14 protein-coding genes are annotated in these 16,027 nt (G+C 71.9%); 3 read left to right on the forward strand and 11 right to left on the reverse strand.

Annotated elements, in window-relative coordinates:
- The first annotated feature begins 147 nt into the window (after window positions 1–147).
- Together AB0M11_RS09710 and AB0M11_RS09715 are read left to right on the forward strand one after the other, a co-directional pair.
- Window positions 148–1,428: an FUSC family protein gene (locus AB0M11_RS09710; protein ID WP_365703226.1), complete on the forward strand. Its 1,281-nt coding sequence runs from the start codon at window positions 148–150 to the stop codon at window positions 1,426–1,428.
- Window positions 1,425–2,480: a hypothetical protein gene (locus tag AB0M11_RS09715; RefSeq protein ID WP_365703228.1), complete on the forward strand. Its 1,056-nt coding sequence runs from the start codon at window positions 1,425–1,427 to the stop codon at window positions 2,478–2,480. The genes AB0M11_RS09710 and AB0M11_RS09715 overlap by 4 nt, the downstream gene beginning before the upstream one ends.
- A 147-nt stretch (window positions 2,481–2,627) precedes the next feature.
- On the opposite strand, the gene AB0M11_RS09720 is transcribed toward AB0M11_RS09715, so the two are convergent.
- Complete coding sequence (locus AB0M11_RS09720; RefSeq protein WP_365703230.1) at window positions 2,628–3,233, reverse strand: TetR/AcrR family transcriptional regulator; 606 nt, start codon at window positions 3,231–3,233, stop codon at window positions 2,628–2,630.
- A 107-nt stretch (window positions 3,234–3,340) separates the two neighbouring features.
- On the opposite strand from AB0M11_RS09720, the gene AB0M11_RS09725 reads away from it, so the two are divergent.
- Window positions 3,341–4,873 (forward strand): cytochrome P450, encoded by a 1,533-nt coding sequence (locus AB0M11_RS09725; protein WP_365703232.1) that lies wholly within the window; start codon window positions 3,341–3,343, stop codon window positions 4,871–4,873.
- Here the strand turns inward: AB0M11_RS09725 and AB0M11_RS09730 are convergent.
- From AB0M11_RS09730 to AB0M11_RS09775, 10 genes are all read right to left on the reverse strand, one after another.
- Window positions 4,832–5,665, reverse strand: a complete 834-nt coding sequence (locus AB0M11_RS09730; RefSeq protein WP_365703234.1) for a pentapeptide repeat-containing protein — start codon at window positions 5,663–5,665, stop codon at window positions 4,832–4,834. The two genes, AB0M11_RS09725 and AB0M11_RS09730, sit on opposite strands and share 42 nt — an antisense overlap.
- A gap of 98 nt (window positions 5,666–5,763) precedes the next feature.
- Window positions 5,764–6,660, reverse strand: coding sequence for an RNA polymerase sigma factor SigJ (sigJ, locus tag AB0M11_RS09735; protein WP_365703236.1), 897 nt, complete (start codon window positions 6,658–6,660; stop codon window positions 5,764–5,766).
- A gap of 71 nt (window positions 6,661–6,731) precedes the next feature.
- A complete protein-coding gene (locus tag AB0M11_RS09740; protein ID WP_365703238.1) occupies window positions 6,732–8,033 on the reverse strand; it encodes an alpha/beta fold hydrolase in 1,302 nt (433 codons plus the stop codon).
- A 97-nt stretch (window positions 8,034–8,130) separates the two neighbouring features.
- Window positions 8,131–9,156, reverse strand: coding sequence for a LacI family DNA-binding transcriptional regulator (locus AB0M11_RS09745; protein WP_365703240.1), 1,026 nt, complete (start codon window positions 9,154–9,156; stop codon window positions 8,131–8,133).
- A 99-nt stretch (window positions 9,157–9,255) separates the two neighbouring features.
- Window positions 9,256–10,680, reverse strand: a complete 1,425-nt coding sequence (locus tag AB0M11_RS09750; protein ID WP_365703242.1) for a BNR repeat-containing protein — start codon at window positions 10,678–10,680, stop codon at window positions 9,256–9,258.
- A 19-nt stretch (window positions 10,681–10,699) separates the two neighbouring features.
- Window positions 10,700–11,020, reverse strand: a complete 321-nt coding sequence (locus AB0M11_RS09755) for an L-rhamnose mutarotase (RefSeq protein ID WP_365703244.1) — start codon at window positions 11,018–11,020, stop codon at window positions 10,700–10,702.
- A 17-nt stretch (window positions 11,021–11,037) separates the two neighbouring features.
- Complete coding sequence (rhaS, locus tag AB0M11_RS09760) at window positions 11,038–12,120, reverse strand: rhamnose ABC transporter substrate-binding protein (RefSeq protein WP_365703246.1); 1,083 nt, start codon at window positions 12,118–12,120, stop codon at window positions 11,038–11,040.
- A gap of 113 nt (window positions 12,121–12,233) precedes the next feature.
- Window positions 12,234–13,211, reverse strand: coding sequence for an ABC transporter permease (locus AB0M11_RS09765; protein ID WP_365703248.1), 978 nt, complete (start codon window positions 13,209–13,211; stop codon window positions 12,234–12,236).
- Window positions 13,204–14,277, reverse strand: coding sequence for an ABC transporter permease (locus AB0M11_RS09770; protein WP_365703250.1), 1,074 nt, complete (start codon window positions 14,275–14,277; stop codon window positions 13,204–13,206). Before AB0M11_RS09770 ends, AB0M11_RS09765 begins: the two co-directional genes overlap by 8 nt.
- The gene (locus AB0M11_RS09775; RefSeq protein ID WP_365703252.1) at window positions 14,274–15,791 is read right to left on the reverse strand and encodes a sugar ABC transporter ATP-binding protein; all 1,518 of its coding nucleotides are present in this window, start codon (window positions 15,789–15,791) and stop codon (window positions 14,274–14,276) included. Before AB0M11_RS09775 ends, AB0M11_RS09770 begins: the two co-directional genes overlap by 4 nt.
- Between the last annotated feature and the right edge of the window lie 236 nt (window positions 15,792–16,027).

Here is a 16,027-nt window from a genome sequence, read left to right on the forward strand (position 1 = left end):
CCGGCCGATTCGGGTACCGCGCGGGATCCGCGCGGCGCTCGGGGTGAGGGACGCCACGTCATCCACTCTGGTCAGCCGGACCCTGGCGCGAGAGTGATCTGTGGACAATACGTTCGGCGTGACACGGGAGCGGGAACAGGCCAAAGAATGCAACACGTACGGAAGTGGGCCGAGGGGCTTTCGCGGCTGCTGCGCCGACACCGGGACCCGGTGGTCGTCCAGACGCTGCGGTCGGCCACCGCGGCCACGATCGCCTATGTCGTCGCGCTGCACCTGAGCCCGGAACCGGCCCCGCTCACCGCTCCGCTCACCGCGCTGCTGGTCGTCCAGGTGACCCTGTACGCCACCCTGACCAACGGTTTCCGCCGGGTCAACGCGGTGGTGGCCGGTGTGCTGGTCGCCATCGCCTTCAGCCAGCTGGTCGGGCTGACCTGGTGGAGCCTGGCCCTGCTGATCGTGGCCTCACTGGGGGTGGGGCATCTGGTGCGGGTGGACGAGTACATCCCGGAAGTGGCGATCAGCGCCATGCTGGTGCTCGGGGTCACCACCATCAGCAGCACCGCGTGGGCGCGGATCGTGGAGACCCTGATCGGCGCGGTCGTCGGCATGGGCTGCAACCTGCTGCTCCCGCCCCCGGTGTGGGTGGACGCGGCCGGCGAGTCGATCGAGGGCCTGGCCCGACGGCTGCGGCAGTTGATGTTGCGGATGGGCGAGGAGGCGGCCGAGATCATGCCCTGGCAGCAAGCCGCCGCACGGCTGCACGAGGCCCGCCGGCTGGACCACGCCATCATCGAGGTGGACGCGGCGCTGCGGCAGGCGGAGGACAGCCTGCGGCTGAATCCACGGGTCAGGGAGGGCCTGCTGCACCGGGTGGTGCTGCGCACCGGCCTGGACACGCTGGAGATCTGCACGGTCGTGCTGCGCGTGCTGGCCCGGACCTTCACCGACCTCGCCAAGGCCCGCGAACCCGAGCCGCTGTTCGCCTCGGACACGGGCGCGGCCGTCGAGCAGCTGCTGTCCCAGGTCGCCGACGCGGTGGTGAGCTTCGCGGTCCTGGTGACCACCAGCATCAGCGAGAACGCCGAGTCGGCGGAGGACCGGCTGGCCGCCGAGCTGCACACCGCCGTCGGCACCCGCGACAAGCTCGCCGACCTGCTCCGGGAGGAGATCCACCGCGACGACCGGAACTGGCAGCTGCTGGGCGCCGTCCTCACCGAGGTCAACCGGCTCCTCGACGAGCTGGACACCGAGCACCGCACCCGCCGCCTGCTGGAGGAGCTGGACCGGGTCTCCGGCGAGCAGCGGGCCAAGCGGCCGTGGCTGACCTGGCTGAGGGAGCGCGTGGGCGTGCCGGAGCGACTGCGGCGGAACCAGGGCGGTGCTGCGAGGCGTTCTCCGTCACAGAGGGGGAAGGGGGCACGCCGATGACGGACACGGCGGTACGGATCGACGGGAACACGCTGCGGCTGCCGGGCGGGGTGGCGGTGCGGTTCGTGCGCACCCTGCGGCTGCCGGAGACGGGCACGCATCCGCTGCCACCGGGGCTCGGCGAGTTCCCGGTCCGGCGGGTGGCCGACCACCCCGACACGGTTCCGGCCGAGTGGCGGGCGCGGGGCGGGGTGATGCTTCCGGTGTACCTGCGCGAGGCGATGTGGCTGAGCTTCGCGGGCACGACGCGGCCGGCGGCACTCCAGGTCGGGGTGGGCAAGGTGTGCGCGGTGTCCGGCAGGCCGTGGAGCGACCGGCTCTCGCAGCGGCCGCAGAACTACCTGACGCTCCCCCGCCAGCCGTGGCTGGACGGCATCAACTCCGGGACGGGCACGGTCCGCCAGTTCGTGGCGGTGCCGCTCGGCCTGGGGGCGACGGTCGAGGGCCAGGTCACCGGCGAGGAGGTGTGGGGCGGGGTGCAGCTGCAGTCCTTCCCGCTGTCCGAGGAGGCACTCGCCGAGTACCACAGGCAGGAGCGGCTGCGGCGCCAGCGGCTGAGCCGGGAGCGGACGCGCGGCTCCCGGGCGGCCGGCGCCTTCGGGGCGGCACCGCCCATGGCGGCGGCCGCGCCGGGATCGGCACGGGCGACCCGGAGCCGAAGGTCGGCCCCGGCGGCGATGGGGCTGGGGGTCGGCGGCACGATGCGCCAGGAGGTGTACCTGGACGAGCGCCCGCTGCGGGACTGGGCCGAGACCCCGGCCGGCCGCGTCTTCGTCCACCTCGTCACGCCCCCGCAGTGGCAGCGCATCACCGGTGAGGCGCCCCCGCCGTCGCCGGCGGACCGGGCCGCGTACACCCGCGCGGGCCTGCCCTGGTACGACTACTACGACCAGGACGCCGGGGATCTCGCCGCTCCGGAGACCCTGGAGGCGGTCAGGCCGGTCGGCGACTGGCTCGGCGCCGACCTGGAGCCCTGGCAGCAGCCGTCCCCCGGCCAGGTGGTTCCCCTGAAGGACGCACAGGGCACGCCGGTGGAGGACGGCGACTGGTGACGCCGTTGCGCGGGACGCACCGCACGGTGCCTTTCTTGCGCTGCTCCCTCGGTCCACGTCAAGGTGGGTCAGGTCCGAGGTGACTCACGACCCGGGGTGCGTGGCATGCAGTCCGCGGACAGCAGGCGGCCGCGGCCGTCCGTCCGCTCAGGAGAGGACACCCAGCAGGGCCCGTGCGCACAGGTCGCGCACCTGTTCCCGCGTCAGCTCCTCGGTGCGCAGCCACTCCAGGCAGACATGGGTGGTGAAGGCGAGCCAGCCGCGCACCGCGAGGCGGGTGTCCGGGCGCCGCTCCAGCGCCGGGCCGAACTCGGGGTCGGCGGCCAGGGCGGCGAGGATCTGGCGCTCCTGGGCCGCCAGCGCCTGCCGGTAGACCCGGCGCACGGCCTGGTCGCCGGAGGCCTCGGCGCGGTGGAACGCCCGGAAGCCGTGCGCGTGGGTGTGGACGTAGTCGAGGTAGACGTCCAGGCTCGCGGTGAGCTGCTCCCGGGCCGGCACACCGGGCTCGGCGGCCGTCATGCGCAGCATCCGCTCACTCTCCCGCGCCACGACCGCCGCGAAGAAGTCATGCTTGGTCGGGAAATAGTGGTACAGCAGACCCCGGGAGACACCCGCGATCTCGGCGACCTGCTCGATCCACACGTCGCTGTAGGGACTCTCGGAGAAGAGCCTGGCCCCGACCGTGAGGAGCTGTTCACGGCGTTCCGCGGTGCTGAGCCTGCGCCGGGTGCGCTCCGTCGGATTGGGGGCCATGCCCGCACCTTACTTGACGCGGGTTCAGCAACGGGACGAGACTGAAGCCTCTTATTGAACCCATGTACAACTAGCTCACGTGCCGCAGCATCGAGGGAGATCGCGTCATGGCGGAGACGGACACGCGGACGGCGGCGCAGGCCCCGCTGCCCAGGGGGTTCAGGGGCGCCGAACAGGGCTGGCCCGAGCTGAGCCGCATTCCCCGTCCGCCGCGCCGGCTGCCGCTGCTCGGCGACGTCCTGGGCGTCGACCGGCGCACCCCCCTGCAGGACTCGATGCGCCTGGGCGCGCGGCTGGGCCCGATCTTCCGGCGCAAGGCGTTCGGCAACGAGTTCGTGTTCGTGTGGGGCGCCCGGCTGGCCGCCGACATGGCCGACGAGTCCCGGTTCGCCAAGCACGTGGGACTCGGGGTCGCCAATCTGCGCCCGGTCGCCGGGGACGGCCTGTTCACGGCGTACAACCACGAGCCGAACTGGCAGCTGGCCCACGACGTGCTGGCGCCCGGTTTCAGCCGGGAGGCCATGGAGGGCTACCACGGGATGATGCTCGCGGTGGCCGGGCGGCTCACCGACCACTGGGACCGCGAGCTGTCGGCCGGCCGCTGGGTGGACGTGCCCGGGGACATGACCAAGCTGACCCTGGAGACCATCGCCCGCACGGGGTTCGGCCACGACTTCGGCTCGTTCGAGCGGGACCGCCCGCACCCCTTCGTGACCGCGATGATCGGCACGCTCACCTACGCGCAGCGCCTGAACAGCGTGCCCGGACCGCTGGCCCCCCTGCTGCTGCGGCAGGCCGCCCGGCGCAACGCCGCCGACATCGCCTACCTCGACCGCACGGTCGACGAGCTGGTGGAGGAGCGGCGCACGCGCGGCCGCGCGGAGGGCGACCTGCTGGACCGGATGCTGGAGACGGCCCACCCGGAGACCGGGGAGCGGCTGTCCGCGCAGAACGTACGGCGGCAGGTGATCACCTTCCTGGTCGCCGGGCACGAGACCACCTCGGGCGCGCTCTCCTTCGCCCTGCACTACCTCGCCCTGAACCCCCGGATCGCGGCCCGCGCCGCCGCCGAGGTGGACCGCGTCTGGGGCGACACGCCCGCACCGGGCTACGACCAGGTGGCGAAGCTGCGCTATGTCCGCCGGGTCCTGGACGAGTCGCTGCGGCTGTGGCCGACGGCCCCCGCCTTCGCCCGCGAGGCCCGCCGGGACACCGTGCTGGGCGGGGAGCATCCGATGCGCCGGGGCGCCTGGGCGCTGGTCCTTACCCCGCTGCTGCACCGGGACCCCGAGGTGTGGGGGCCGGACCCCGAGCGATTCGACCCGGACCGGTTCGAGGCGAAGGCGGCACGGGGCCGGGCCCCGCACACCTTCAAACCGTTCGGCACGGGGGCGCGCGCCTGTATCGGCCGCCAGTTCGCCCTGCACGAGGCCACGCTCGTCCTCGGCCTTCTGCTGCGCCGCTACGGACTCATGGCCGACCCGGACTACCGGCTGCGGGTGACCGAGCGGCTGACGCTGATGCCGGAGGGGCTACGGCTGCGGCTGGAGCGGCGCACCCCCGCCCCGGCGCCGGTGACCGCGCCGGACGCGCCCGCGTCAGAGAGCGGCGGCTGCCCAGTGCACGGGGCGGACGACTGATCCCGGCAGGCGCGTGCGCTCGTCGCCCCGGGCCGCGGCGAGCTGGGGCTGGGTCAGGAAGAACGCGCCCGTGAGGTCGGCGTCGCCGAGGTCGGCGTCCCGGAGGTCGGCGCCGATCAGGTCCGTGTCCCGCAGGTCGGCCCCGGTGAGGTCGGCGGCGATGAGACAGGCGCCGCGCAGACTCACCCCGCGCAGGTCGGCGCCGCGGAGCCGGGCGCCCATCAGATCGGCACCCCGCCGGTCCTTCTTCTTCCCCCGCACCCCCGCCCGGACCAGTTCGCTGGTCCGCAGCAGCAGCACGTTGACCTCCTGCCGGTGGGCGGCCACGTCCAGGGCGGCCAGTTCCTCGGGCGTGCCGAGACTCAGCTCCTCGGTCCGGTGCAGCGCGGCGCGCAGCCCGGTGTGCACGGGGCGGGCGGCGGCCAGCTCCAGGGCCTGCGTCAGGTACCAGAGGAGTTCGTGCAACTGCCGTACGACCGGGAACGCGTCGAACATCCGACGGGCGTCCTCCGCGGACCCGCCGCGCCAGTCCCGGCCGCCGAAGGTGACCTGCGAGACCTTCTGGCCGGCGCCGAGGCAGTCGTAGACGGTGCACCCGGCGAAGCCGCGCTGCCGCAGCTCGCCGTGGATGCCGCAGCGGTGGTCGCCGCCCAGGTTGCGGCAGGGCTGTCCGGCGGGCTTGCTGACCGCGAAGGCCGCCGACGCGGCGAACGGCAGGGCGACACAGCACAACCCGAAGCAGCGGGCACAGTCCCCGGTCAGCCCACCCCGGTCGGATATCTGTTCTGGCATCCGGACAGCCTACTGACCGGCGCAGGCCGCGTGCTCCGCGTTTCCCGGCCGGGGCGGACCGTGCGCCCCCTCGGCCCACCGCGCCCGCTGCCCGGCGGTCAGGCCGCCCCGGCGGTGAGGTCGAGGCGGTCGAGGCGGTCGGGGTCGGCCAGGATGTAGATCTCGGTGATCCGGCCGTCGGCGACGGTGACCCCGGTGACCGACAGGGGGCGGCCCTCGGGCGCGGTGACCACGCCGACGGCGCCGTTGACCAGTACGAGCCGTGCCCACCGGGCGAACTGCCGGAAGGTGAAGGCCCCTTCGGCCACCGCCCGCGCGCCGCGCACCACCTTGGAGGCAGCGGCACCGCGCACCAGCGCACCGGAGTCGACCCGCAGCACCACGTCCGGGTGGAGCACGGCGACCAGCGCCTCGAAGTCGCCGCCCCGGGAGGCGGCCAGGAAGGCTTCCAGCACCTCGCGCTGCCGACCGAGGTCCGGGTCGCCCGCGGGCGTGGCGCCCTGCACCCGGCGGCGGGCCCGGCCGGCCAGCTGGCGGGTGGCCGCCGACGTGCGTTCCAGGATCGGCGCGATGTCGTCGAAGGGCACCGCGAACAGGTCGTGCAGGACGAACGCCAGCCGCTCGGCGGGCTCCAGGGTCTCCAGGACGATCAGCAGAGCGAGCCCGACGGAGTCCGCCTCCAGCACCTCCTGCTCGGGGTCGACGACCGACAGCGGCCTGACCACCGGGTCGGGCACGAACGTCTCGTCGATGGGCTGCTCGCGGCGCGCCGTGCGGGAGCGCAGCATGTCCAGGCAGACCCGGCCGACCACCGTGGTCAGCCAGCCGCCCAGGTTCCTGATCTCGTCCGCGTCGGCGCGCCCGAGCCTGAGCCAGGCCTCCTGCACGGCGTCCTCGGCCTCGGCGAGCGAGCCGAGCATCCGGTAGGCCACCGCGCGCAGTTGGCCGCGGTGTTCCTCGAAGCGGCCGGCCAGCAGGTCCGTGTCCGTGGTCATGTCCGTCCCCCGTTCCTCCACGGCCGCAGACTATGCGCCTCCGCCTCGCCCGCAACTTCTTTTACGGGGCGTCAGACCTCGTCGCGGACGAGCTTCAGCAGCCGGTCCAGGACCCTAGGCGCGCCGGTGCGCAGGCCGTCGTGCTCGAACTCGTCGGTGACCCAGGTGCGCAGGCCCCGCACGGCCCGCGCGGTGCGCAGCGCGTGCCCGGTGTCGACGTACATGTCGTCGTGGTAGACGGCGGCGGCGACCGGGACCTCGTTGGCGGCCAGCCGGGCCGGGTCGTACAGAGGCTGCCAGTCGGTGCGCGCGGCGAGCAGGTCCGCCGCCGCCCTCAGCGGCCGCAGGGCCGGGTCGGTCTCGAACATCCAGGGGTGCACGGTCTCCCCGGTGAACAGCACCGGGGCGTCGCCGGCCAACGCCTTGGCCGCGTCGAACTGCGGGAACTCGGCGCGGATCCGCTCGGCCGCCCAGGCGGTGGGGCGGGCGTCCTGACCGTAGACCGGCTCGTGGACGAGGGCGTACAGCGGGTTGCCCGCGTACGACAGGAGGCCCTGGACCTGTTCCTGGAAGGCGTCGGAGAGTTCGGGGCCGGAGGGGGTGCGGACGAAGGCGTCCTCCAGGAGGAAGTGCAGGCGGTGGCTGCCGTCGCTGGTGCCCAGCATCAGGCCGAGGGACTGGAAGGCCTCGACGGTGAGCCGGTAGCCGTTCGGCAGCACGGTCGCGCGGGCCAGCAGGTGCTCGGCGATCCGCCGGGCCCGTTCGACGTCCTGCGGGTAGCGGTCGTAGTGGGCGGCGACCTTGCGCTCGACGCGCGGGTAGGCGGCGCGGTAGACGTCGTCGGCGTGCGCGTCCAGGGACGGCAGGCCGCCGGTGATCACCGAGGTGCGCAGCCCCTCGGGGAAGAACGACAGGTACGTCACCGTGCAGAAGCCGCCGAAGCTCTGGCCGAGGGTCGTCCAGGGGGCGCCGCCGGTGACCTGCGGGCGGATCGCCTCGCAGTCCCGGACGATCGAGTCGGCGCGGAACCGGGTCAGGTGGTCGGCCTGAGCGGCGGGGCCGCCGCGCAGCGGGAGGGTCTGCCGGTTGACCGGGGTGGAGCGGCCGGTGCCGCGCTGGTCGAGGAGCAGGACCCGGTACTCCCGCAGGGCCCGGTCGAGCCAGGCCTGCCGCCCGACGAAACGATTCGCTCCGAAGCCGGGGCCGCCCTGCAGGTACAGCAGCCAGGGCAGCTCCTGGTCCGCCTTGTCGCTCGCCACCACCTCGCGGGCGTACAGCTCGATGGTCTCGCCGTCCGGATCGGCGTGGTCGAGGGGGACGGTGAAGTGGCGGTCGGTGAGGACGACGCCGGGCTGGCGGTAGCTGTGGCTCAACGTTTCTCCCGGGACGGACGGCTGGTCGGGTGACAGTTCAGCACAGGCCGGGGGGCGCTCCGGCCCCGGGATCATGACATCGTTGCTGAACACCCGATCAGCGGGCGGCGAGGCTGGAGCGGCGCACCACCAGCTCCGGCTGGAGCACCACGCGGCGGTGCTCGTGCGCCGTCCGGCCCTCCCGTTCCTCGGTCTCCTCCAGCAGGAGGTCGGCGGCCATCGCTCCCATGGTGACGGCCGGCTGGCGTACGGAGGTGAGGGGGACGGCGGCCGCGGCGGCGAACTCGATGTCGTCGTAGCCGACGATCGCGAGGTCGTCCGGGACGACCACGCCGGCCGCGTACATGGCCTGCAGGACGCCCAGGGCGAGGAGGTCGTTGGCGCAGAAGACGGCGGTGGGCCGGTCGGCGAGCCCGAGCAGGCGGGCGCCGGCGTCCCGGCCGGCGGCCACGTCGAGCCGCTCGGTCGGCAGCTCGCGCAGCGCGTCGGGGCCGAGCCCGGCCTCGGCGAGGGCGTTCAGGGCGCCGGTGCGCCGGTCGCGGACCTGGTTGAAACCGGGCGGCCCGCTGACGTAGGCGATGGACCGGTGCCCGGCGTCGACGAGGTGGCGGACGGCCAGCGCGCCGCCCGCCACGTCGTCGACGCTGACCGAGCACTCGGTGGTGCCCTCCGCGACCCGGTCGACGAGGACGAACGGGATGCCGTGCCGGCGGAAGCTCTCGATGTTGCGGCCGGTGGCGTCCGCCGGGGTGAGCAGGACGCCGCGTACCCGCTGCTCGGCGAAGAGCGCGAGGTACTCGGCCTCCTCGCCGGCGCTCTGCGCGCTGTTGCAGACCATCACACCGAGTCCGGCGTCCCGGGCCGCCCGCTCGGCGCCCCGGGCCACGTCCACGAAGAAGGGGTTGCCCATGTCGAGGACGAGCAGGCCCATGATCCGGCTGCGGCCCGCGCGCAGCTGGCGCGCGGACTCGCTGCGGACGTAGCCGAGCCGGTCGATCGCCGACTGCACCCGCGCCCGTGTCTCGCCGGCGACGGTGTCCGGACGGTTGATGACGTTCGACACCGTGCCCACCGAGACTCCGGCGGCGCGGGCGACGTCCTTGATACCCACCGACTGGGCCATCGGGCGATACCTCCAGGAACATGGACGGCGCCTTCACAGCACGGAAGGGCACATCGGGAAGGGCTTCACATTACGGCATGACTCGCACACCGGTCCGGTTCAGCCGGGCAGCGCGAAGTCGACGACGTGGAGGGCCGACGGGGTCGTCCCACTCGACGTCTCCTGGTACATGAAGGACAGCACGTTGTCGGCCTTCACCCGCATCTCGTCGATCACGACCTCACCGAAGGCGTTCAGTCCGCTGCCGTCGTACAGCAGCGTCCAGTCGGTGTGGCCGGAGGACTTCGAGGCACCGGCGATCCGGCCGTAGGGGAAGACCGCGTAGGCGTTGTCGTACCTGTCCAGGACGAGCTTGGTGCGCTGGCTGGAGTTCAGCGGGACGGGTATCTCGGTCTTCTGCCAGGTCCCGGTGGAGTTCTTGCGGAGGTGGAAGGCGCGGCCGTTGGCGGTGCGGTCGCTGACGTAGTTCGTGGTGCACTGGCCGAAGCGGCCGGGGACATAGCTGATGATCGCGTGCGGGAGGCCGGCGGAGTCGGTCCACTGGCTCTCCTGGTTCATCAGGGAGTGGTCGGGGTTGAGGGAGTCGACGACCAGCCCGGAGTCGGTGACGGCGACGGTGTCCGGGCTTCCGGTGGTGGCGACCGGCGTACCCGCGTCGTTGCGCCAGGTGCGGCCGCGGTCCGTGGAGTAGACGTAGCCGGTGTCGTGGTTGGTGATGCCGCCGCTGTTGCACATCACGGCGGCGTTCTGCTCGCGCCAGGTGAAGAAGGCGTGCAGCCGTCCGCTGACGTCGTAGTCGATGCCGTGCAGGTACATGTTGCGGGCGGTCGACGAACCGTGCGTGCTCGTGTACGTCCCGGTCGAGCTGGTCCACTCCCCCAGCGCGGACCAGCTCGCGCCGTCGTACTCCGCCAGCGCGTTGCGGCCGTTCCCGGAGACGCCCACCCGGTAGCTGAGCTGGAGCCTGCCCTCGGGGGTGGAGACGAACTGCGGGTAGGTGAACTGCGAGGTGAGCGACAGCCCGTCGAGGGAGGTCTGTACGGCGCCGAAGACGGCCGGGGTCCAGGCGGTGGAGCCGGGGTCGTCGAGCAGTCCGGCCGCCGACTTCACGTAGAAGAAGCCGTCGCTGTGCGAGTCCATGTTCACGTGGAGCCGGCCGTCGGTCTTCGACAGGCCCAGGGAGATGACGTTGTGCGAGTCGCTGGACTTGAGCTGGTGGGCGAGGGTGACGGTCGACCACGTCGCGCCGCCGAGCACCCGGCGCCCGACGACCGCGGAGCCGGTCGAGGTGTACCAGCCGGCGTACTGGTAGCCCTTGTAGGTGAACAGGCCGTTCTTCTGGAAGGAGTTGTTGTTGACCAGGCCGTCGTAGGAGACGAAGTAGATCGCCTGGGCATCCAGTTGTGTGCTCTGCTGCTTGTTCACCGACGGTCCGGGGTCGGCCGCGCGGGCGGTGCCGGCGGCGAGGGCGGGGGTGGCCACGGCACCGAGGAGCGCGGCCCCCAGCACGGTACGTCTTTTCACGAGCGGCTCCTGTCGTGGTTCAGGCGAGGTGGAACACTTCGGTGAGCGGTTTCATCGCCTCGTCCGGGCGGGCGCCGTCCAGGGCTTCGAAGAAGGGGCTCATCTCGGCCTGCCAGTGGGCGTTGACCTCGGTGGCCTCCATGCCGGCAAGGGCGGCCTCGAAGTCCTCGGTCTCCAGGTAGCCCACCAGCAGGCCGTCGTCGCGCAGGAAGAGCGAGTAGTTGTGCCAGCCGGTGGCGGAGAGCGCGGCGCGCATCTCCGGCCACACGGCGGCGTGGCGTTCGCGGTACTCGGCGAGGCGGTCCTGCCGGACCTTGAGAAGGAAACAGACGCGCTGCATGAAGTACCGCCCCCGCCTCAGAAGTTGAACTGGTCGATGTTCTTCGCGTCGAACACGGTCGGCTTGCCGAGGTTGATCACGCCGTCCTTGCCGATGGTGTACGTGGTGTCGCCGGCCTTGAAGGTCTCGCCCTCCTTGCCGGTGATCTGCCCGGAGACGAGGGCGACGGCGGTCCGGGCGGCGAGGTCGCCGAGCTTGGCCGGGTCCCACAGCTCGAAGGCGTCGACGGTGCCGTTCTTGACGTACTGGCGCATGTCGTTGGGCGTGCCGAGGCCGGTCAGCTTGACCTTGCCCTTGTACTTGGAGCCGGACAGGTACTGGGCGGCCGCCTTGATGCCGACGGTGGTCGGGGAGATGATCCCCTTGAGTTTCGGGTACTGCTGGAGCAGGCCCTGGGTCTGCTGGAAGGACGCCTGGGCGTCGTCGTTGCCGTAGGCGATCTTGACGAGCTTGACGTTCTTGTACTTCGGGTCCTTCAGCTCCTCCTTCATGAAGCCGATCCAGGTGTTCTGGTTCGTGGCGGTCTGCGCGGCGCTGAGGACGGCGATCTCGCCCTTGTAGCCGATCTGCTGCGCGAGCAGCTGCACCTCGGTACGGCCGAGGTCCTCGGCGCTCGCCTGGGAGACGAAGGCGTTGCGGCAGCCGGCGTTGGTGTCGGAGTCGTAGGTGACGACCTTGATGCCGCTGCTCATGGCCTGCTTGAGCGCGGTGCACAGGGCCCCGGGGTCCTGCGCGGACACGGCCATGGCGTTGACCTGCTGCTGCGTGAGCGTGTTGACGTAGGACACCTGCCCGGAGGTGTCGGTCGCGCTGGACGGCCCGACCTCCTTGTACGTGCTGCCCAGCTCGGTGAGCGCCTTCTCGCCGCCCTTGTCGGCGGAGGTGAAGTAGGGGTTGTTGACCTGCTTGGGCAGGAACCCGACGGTGAGGCCCTTCTTGAGCGCCGCGTTCGGGTCGGCCTTGGCGGTGGAGGTGGCCGCGGACGACTCGTCGCTGGCGGAGTTGTTCTTGGTGGTCCCACCGCAGGCGGTGGCGGAGAGCGCGAGGGACGAAACAGCGGCGACGGCCACACAGGCACGCCGCAGGGATGACCTACGCATGACGGGTTCCTTTGCGGGACGGGTTGGGAACGCCCCGTAAGGGGCGCTGGGGGTGCCCCCGGCCGAAGGCTGGGGGAGGAACTGCGCGACCGGCCACAGTCGGTCCGCAGTGTTCAGACGGCCTTGACGGCCCTCCGTCGAGCCAACGAGATCTGCCGGGCAACGCGAGGCCCGAGCACCGAGACGACGAGCAGCACACCGGTCACGACGATCTGGGACTGCGCGGACACGTTCACCAGACTCATCACGTTCTGGAGCGCCCCGAGCAGGAACACCCCGGCGATCGCGCCGCCCAGCGTGCCCTTGCCTCCGTCGAAGTCGACACCTCCGAGCAACACCGCGGCGATCACGCTCAGTTCGAGCCCGGTCGCGTTGTCGTACCGCGCACTCGCGTAGTGCAGGGCCCAGAAGATCCCGGTGAGCGAGGCCATGAACCCGGTGGCGACGAACAGGATCAGCTTGTTGCGCTTCACGCGGATCCCGGCGAACCGGGCCGCCTCCTCGCTCGCCCCGACGGCGAACAGCGACCGCCCGAACGGCGTGGCGTGCAGCACCACCACGGCGATCGCCAGCAGCACCAGGAAGGGCAGGAAGGCCCGCGGCAGGAACGTGTCCCCGAGCCGCCCCGCCGCGAAGTCCAGGTACTGGGTGGGGAAGTCGGTCACCGCGTCGGAGCCGAGCACGATCTGGGCGATGCCCCGGTAGGCCGCGAGCGTCCCGATGGTGACGGCCAGCGACGGCAGCCCGAGCCGGGTCACCAGCAGTCCGTTGACCAGCCCGCAGACCACGCCCAGCAGCAGGCACAGCGGGATGATCGTCTCGATCGCCATGCCCTCGTTCCAGAGCTTGCCCATGACCGCCCCCGAGAGGCCGGCGGTCGAGGCGACCGAGAGGTCGACCTCCCCGGCGACCACCAGCAGGGTCATCGGCAGCGCGACCAGCGCGATCGGCAGCGTGTTGCCGATCAGGAACGACAGGTTGAGCGAGTTCCCGAAGCCGTCCACGAAGCCGAAGGAGCACAGGAGCAGGACGACGAGCAGGGCGCCGACGACGGTGTCCCACCGCACCGCACGCGTCAAGGACTCAGGCATGGCTGACGTTCTCCTTGCTGGTCGCGGACCTCGTCAGGGCCGACTTCTTCTTCAGTGCCGCCGCCACCCGCAGCGCGACGATCCGGTCGACGGCGATGGCGAGCAGCAGCAGGACGCCGTTGATGGCGAGCACCCACACGGAGCTGACGCCCAGGGCGGGCAGCACGCTGTTGACGGAGGTGAGCAGCAGCGCGCCGAGCGCGGCGCCGTACACGCTGCCCGAGCCGCCGGTGAAGACCACGCCGCCGACCACCACGGCGCTCACGACGGTGAGTTCGTAGCCGGTGCCGGTGCCGGAGTCGACGTTGCCGAACCGGGCCAGGTACATCGCCCCGGCGAGCCCCGCGAGGGCTCCGCAGAAGGTGTACGCGGTGAGGATCCGCTTGCGGACGGGGATGCCGGCCAGCCGGGCGGCCTCGGGGTTGGAGCCGAGGGCGTACAACTCCCGTCCGCTTCCGTACTGTTTGAGGTAGTGGGCGGTGGCGACCAGGACCGCGAGGGCGATGAGGGCCAGCCAGGGGACGGCCGCCAGGCCGCCGGAGCCGAAGTCGACGAAGGAGCCGGGGAGGTCGGCGGCCGTGATCTGCCGGGAGCCGACCCAGATGGAGTCGACGCCCCGGACGACGTACAGCGTGCCGAGGGTGACGACGAGCGCGGGCACCTGGCCGAGGCTCACCAGGAGGCCGTTGAGGAGTCCGCAGCCGATGCCGAGCAGCACGGCGAGCAGGATCGCGACGACCGGGTTGCCGCCGCCGTGCAGGTAGTCGCCCGCGGCGAAGGCGGTGATGCCGAGGGTCGAGCCGACGGACAGGTCCACGTTCCTGGTGATCACCACCAGGGACTGGCCGGTGGCGACCAGCACCAGGATGGTCGCGTTCAGCAGCAGGTCCTTGACGCCCTGCTCGGAGAGGAACTCGCTGTTGCCGGCCTGGGCGACGGCGATCATCACCAGGAAGACGACCAGGATGGCGAGTTCGCGCATCTTGAAGACACGGTCGACGAGCCGGGTCCCGGCGGACTCGGGTGCCTCGGCGACGGGGGTCGGTTCGGAGGCGGTCACCGTCATGCGGCGGCCCTCCCCGTGGCTGCGGCCATCACGCTTTCCTCGGTGGCTTCGGAGCGCGGGATCTCGGCGGTGATCCGGCCCTCGTGCATCACCAGCACGCGGTCGGCCATGCCGAGGATCTCGGGCAGGTCGGAGGAGATCATCAGAACGGCGACCCCGTCGGCGGCCAACTCGCTCAGCAGCCGGTGCACCTCGGCCTTGGTGCCGACGTCGATGCCACGGGTCGGCTCGTCGACGATCAGCACCTTCGGGCCGGTCGCGAGCCATTTGGCGAGGACGACCTTCTGCTGGTTGCCGCCGGAGAGGGTGGAGACGGCGTCCACGATCCGGGCGTACTTCACCTGGAGCCTGACGGCCCAGTCGAGGGACCGGCTGCGTTCGGCGCCCCGGTCCACGAGGCCCGCCTTCACGGTCGTCCGCAGGCCGGTCAGGCCGATGTTCCGCTCGATGGACATGTCCATCACGAGGCCGTGGGCGCGGCGGTCCTCGGGGACCAGGGCGAGGCCCGCGGACATCGCCACGGAGGGGGCGCCGTTGGTCAGTTTCCGTCCCCTGACCTCCACCTCACCGGCGTCCCAGCGGTCGACGCCGAAGACGGCGCGCGCGACCTCGGTCCGGCCGGCGCCGACGAGTCCGGCGAGGCCGACGATCTCGCCGGAGCGGACCTCGAAGGAGACGTCGGTGAAGACGCCCTCGCGGGTCAGGCGCCGTACGCTCAGGGCGACGTCGCCGGTGGGGACGTTCTGCTTGGGGTAGAGCTCGGCCAGGTCGCGGCCGACCATCCGGCGTACGAGGTCGTCCTCGGTCATGCCGTCGACGAGCTCGCTGGCGATCCAGGCGCCGTCCCGGAGGGTGGTGACCCGGCGGCAGATCTGGAAGATCTCCTCCAGCCGGTGCGAGATGAAGAGCACGGCGGCGCCCTGGTCGCGCAGGGTGCGGACGACGCCGAAGAGGCGGGCCACCTCGCTGCCGGTGAGGGCGGCCGTCGGCTCGTCCATGATCAGGACCCGGGCGTCGAAGGAGAGCGCCTTGGCGATCTCGACGATCTGCTGGTCGGCGATGGACAGGCCGCGGGCGGGGCGGTCGGGGTCGAGGGCGACGCCGAGCCGCTTCATCAGGGCGGCGGTGGCCGCGCGGGTGGCCTTGTGGTCGATGCGGCCGAGGGCGCGGCGGGGCTGGCGGCCCATGAAGATGTTCTCGGCGATCGACAGGTCGGGGAAGAGCGTGGGTTCCTGGTAGATCACGGCGATTCCGGCGTCGCGGGCGTCGCCGGGGCCGTGGAAGACGATGGGCTCGCCGTCGAGCAGCACCTGGCCGGCGTCCGGTCGGTGCACTCCGGCGAGGGTCTTGATCAGCGTCGACTTGCCCGCGCCGTTCTCTCCGGCGAGGGCGTGCACCTCACCGGGGAACAGCTCCAGGGAGACGTCCCGCAGGGCGCGGACGGCACCGAAGGACTTGGAGACGTCCTTCAGCGCCAGCACCGGGGCCGGTCCCGTGTCGGACGGGTGGGTCATAGGGGCTCCTCGACGACGCCGGCGGACGGTGGGAACCGGACCTCACGGCGTCGTGAAAGGTTTCAACTGGATTGCCGGGACCGTAGGCACCAGGGGCATGTCACGTCAATGGGTCCGTGTCGAAAAAATTTCGATAGCCAAAGGTCACGGCGGAGTCACGGAGAACAGGGTGCGTCGCAACGCTTGACAGCCCTGCGACGGCCTCATACTTTGCCGTCCTGAATCGTTTCACCACT

The organism is Streptomyces sp. NPDC051987 (assembly GCF_040680735.1).
Taxonomy (GTDB): Bacteria; Actinomycetota; Actinomycetes; order Streptomycetales; family Streptomycetaceae; genus Streptomyces.

Bases quoted from the DNA above. Each gene is read 5' to 3' on its own strand.
- AB0M11_RS09770 (WP_365703250.1), bottom strand. From the start codon at position 14,277: ATGACGGTGACCGCCTCCGAACCGACCCCCGTCGCCGAGGCACCCGAG.
- AB0M11_RS09725 (WP_365703232.1), top strand. From the start codon at position 3,341: ATGGCGGAGACGGACACGCGGACGGCGGCGCAGGCCCCGCTGCCCAGG.
- AB0M11_RS09745 (WP_365703240.1), bottom strand. From the start codon at position 9,156: ATGGCCCAGTCGGTGGGTATCAAGGACGTCGCCCGCGCCGCCGGAGTC.
- AB0M11_RS09730 (WP_365703234.1), bottom strand. From the start codon at position 5,665: ATGCCAGAACAGATATCCGACCGGGGTGGGCTGACCGGGGACTGTGCC.
- AB0M11_RS09755 (WP_365703244.1), bottom strand. From the start codon at position 11,020: ATGCAGCGCGTCTGTTTCCTTCTCAAGGTCCGGCAGGACCGCCTCGCC.
- rhaS (WP_365703246.1), bottom strand. From the start codon at position 12,120: ATGCGTAGGTCATCCCTGCGGCGTGCCTGTGTGGCCGTCGCCGCTGTT.
- sigJ (WP_365703236.1), bottom strand. From the start codon at position 6,660: ATGACCACGGACACGGACCTGCTGGCCGGCCGCTTCGAGGAACACCGC.
- AB0M11_RS09710 (WP_365703226.1), top strand. From the start codon at position 148: ATGCAACACGTACGGAAGTGGGCCGAGGGGCTTTCGCGGCTGCTGCGC.
- AB0M11_RS09715 (WP_365703228.1), top strand. From the start codon at position 1,425: ATGACGGACACGGCGGTACGGATCGACGGGAACACGCTGCGGCTGCCG.
- AB0M11_RS09775 (WP_365703252.1), bottom strand. From the start codon at position 15,791: ATGACCCACCCGTCCGACACGGGACCGGCCCCGGTGCTGGCGCTGAAG.
- AB0M11_RS09765 (WP_365703248.1), bottom strand. From the start codon at position 13,211: ATGCCTGAGTCCTTGACGCGTGCGGTGCGGTGGGACACCGTCGTCGGC.
- AB0M11_RS09720 (WP_365703230.1), bottom strand. From the start codon at position 3,233: ATGGCCCCCAATCCGACGGAGCGCACCCGGCGCAGGCTCAGCACCGCG.